The sequence below is a fragment of the Streptomyces himastatinicus ATCC 53653 genome (assembly GCF_000158915.1).
Classification (GTDB): domain Bacteria; phylum Actinomycetota; class Actinomycetes; order Streptomycetales; family Streptomycetaceae; genus Streptomyces; species Streptomyces himastatinicus.
Genome location: NZ_GG657754.1, coordinates 6176672 through 6179472, shown reverse-complemented (window position 1 = coordinate 6179472; position 2801 = coordinate 6176672). Strand labels below are relative to the sequence as shown.

The following is a 2801-nucleotide window of genomic DNA, read 5'->3' as shown; positions in this document are numbered from 1 at the left end:
CACGGCGGACGCCAGTTCCCGGTCCGCGACCAGGCGGGCGTGCGCGAGCGTGTCCCGGGCCCGCGCCCGCGACCTGCGGGGCGCAGCGGATCGAGTACGCGTCCTGGACCCGCGGCGCGTCGTCCTGGTGGTGCCCGGTCAGCCCGGAACCGTCGAGCACCCGCAGCATGTTGTCCGCGCTGGCCGCCTGGCCGGGGTGCGGGCGGATGGCGTGCAGCTCGGGCGCGAGCACCCGGTCCGTACCGAGCAGCGCCTCCAGCGACAGGGCGGCCGTCACATCGGCGACGGTGTACAGCCGGGCCAGGTCGGCGCAGGCCATGACGAGCATGCCGAGCATCCCGTCGGTGCCGTTGAGCAGCGCCAGGCCCTCCTTCTCCCGCAGCTCGACCGGCTCGATGCCGTGCGCGGCCAGCAGCTCGGCCGCGGGCCGCACCTCCCCGTCGGGCCCCTCGGCCTCGCCCTCGCCCATCAGCGCGAGCGCGCAGTGGGACAGCGGCGCGAGGTCGCCGGAGCAGCCGAGGGAGCCGTACTCGTGCACGACGGGCGTGATCCCCGCGTTGAGCAGGGCCGCCATCGTCTCCACGACGACGGGCCGCACCCCGGTGTGGCCGGACGCCAGCGTCTTGAGCCGCAGGAACATCAGCCCCCGCACCACCTCGCGCTCCACCCGCGGCCCCATCCCGGCCGCGTGCGAACGCACGATGTTGCGCTGGAGCTGGGCGCGGAGGTCGGGGCTGATGTGGCGTACGGCGAGTGCGCCGAACCCGGTGGAGACGCCGTACACGGGCTCGGGCTTGGCCGCCAGGTCGTCGATGACCCGCCGCGCCGCGGCCACGGCCGCCAGCGCCTCCTCCGCCAACTCGACCCGCGCCCCGCCGCGCGCCACGGCGACGACGTCCTCGGCGGTCGTCCCGGCCGTCCCCACCACCACAGTGTGCATATCCATATTCAGGCACCCTAGAGAGTGAATCCCCAAGTGTCACCCCGACCGCCTTTCGGTGGTGAGGTGCCGGGCCAGAGCCCCGTACGGGTCGGCCCCTGCCGGAGCCCGGGACGCAGCCCTGGTGCGGGTGCGGGGGCGGAGCCCCCGGTTCGGGAAGGGGCGGGGTGGGGGACAAAGCGCGGCACGGTGCCGCTACGGGCGGCGGCCGCGGAAGCGGCGGCGTTCGCGGGGGCGGTCGGCGGGGGTGTCGGCCAGGCGGATCACCGGGTCGTCCGGGCCGCCGTCCCGGCCCGCGACCACCGGCTTGAGGGAGCGCGCCGCCTTCGCACGGTACTGGGCCGCGTCCGCGAGGCGGAAGAGGCGGCGGGCCGAGGACACCGGCCCGATCGGATCGCCCGTCGAGGCGACTCCGCAGGCGACCCCCTCGCCCATCTCCAGCTCCGCGGCCCGCCGGCACAGCTCATCGGCCACCCGCACCACCTCGTCCGCCGGTGGCCCGACCCCCAGCAGGCAGAACTCGTCGCCGCCCAACCGCGCCACCAACGCCCCCGGCAGCATCGCCCCGCACAGCGACAACACCGTGCCGAAACGTTCCAGCAGACGGTCTCCCACCGCGTGCCCCAGCGTGTCGTTGACCCGCTTGAGGCCGTTCAGGTCGCACACCACCAGGGTCACCACCGTGCCCTTCTCGCGGTACGCCTCCAGCGCCTCGTCCAGCCGTATGTCCACCGCCCGCCGGTTGCCAAGACCGGTCAGGGGGTCGGTGAAGGCCAGACGGCGGGCCTCCTCCAGGCGTTCGGTCTGGGCGAGCCCGGCCGCCGCCACCGAGGCCAGGACGGTCGCGAAGTCCGCGTCGCCCCGGTCGAACACCGGGCTCCCGGCCGCCCGCGCCACGTACAGCTCGCCCCACGCCCGCCCGTGCAGCACCAGCGGCGCGACCACGCACGAGCCGCGCCCGCGCCGCCGCAGGGCGGCGACGCGCTGGTGGCAGTACGAGGCCGGGCCCGGCCCGGTGCCCTCCGCGGTCTCCACCCACGCGTGCGGCTCGCCGCCCGCGGCCCACCGCTCGTGCAGGAACTCCGCGATCTCCGGGAAGTCGTGCACCGGATACGACTCGTCATCCGGCACCGGCTCCTCCCCCGGCATCAGCTCGCCCACGTTCACCAGGACCCGCAACCGGCCCCGCTCCCGCTCCCACACCGAAACCGCCGCGAAGGTGCCGTCCAGCGCGCGGCACGCGCTCTCGGCGGCGGCGCTCACCGACTCGCGCGGCGTGGGCGCCGCCGCCATCGCCTGCGCGAGCCCCACCACCGCCCGCAACCGCCGGTCGACCCGTCGGTCCCCGTCGTCCCCGTTGTCGCTCACGTCGGCCTCGCATTCCTCACCACGTGCACCCGCCGGAGGCGCGCGCGTCCGCTCTGCACTCAAGGGTAGGAATGTTGAGGACAATCCGCTTTGGTCCGTTCACATCTGGTATCGACCGGCCTTACACCCCGGGCCACTCCGGCTTGCGCTTCTCGTTGAACGCCGCCACGCCCTCCGCGCGGTCCCCGGAGAAGGCGATCGTGCGCCACCCCGCGTCCTCGACCTCCAGCCCGGCCGGGAGGTCCAGGCCGTGCCCGAGCCGCAGGGCCCGCTTGGCGGCGCGCAGCCCGACGGGCGAGTTCGCGGCGATCCGCCCGGCCAGCTCCAGCGCGGCCGTACGATCCTCACCCGGCGCGACCAGTTCGTCCACCATCCCCAGCGCACGGGCCTCCTCGGCGAGCACCCGGCGGGCGGAGAAGATCAGCTCGGCGGCGCGGGCGGCGCCGACCCGGCGGGGCAGCAGCTGCGTACCGCCGCCGCCCGGGATCACGCC

At 75.6% G+C, this 2801-nt stretch carries 2 protein-coding genes and 1 pseudogene; all 3 read right to left on the bottom strand.

Annotation, left to right across the window (positions count from 1 at the left end; genetic code table 11):
* A pseudogene (locus tag SSOG_RS26330) lies at positions 1 to 946 on the bottom strand (aromatic amino acid lyase); the annotation flags it as partial.
* Positions 947 to 1135: 189 nt separating this feature from the next.
* Positions 1136 to 2233, bottom strand: a complete 1098-nt coding sequence (locus SSOG_RS26325) for a GGDEF domain-containing protein (RefSeq protein ID WP_009717299.1) — start codon at positions 2231 to 2233, stop codon at positions 1136 to 1138.
* Between the two features lie 196 nt (positions 2234 to 2429).
* Positions 2430 to 2801, bottom strand: a 372-nt coding sequence (locus SSOG_RS26320) for an enoyl-CoA hydratase/isomerase family protein (RefSeq protein ID WP_039938750.1), incomplete at its 5' end; no start/stop codon positions are given.

Coding starts and splice junctions, on each gene's coding strand:
- SSOG_RS26325 (WP_009717299.1), bottom strand. CDS start 2,233: ATGGCGGCGGCGCCCACGCCGCGCGAGTCGGTGAGCGCCGCCGCCGAG.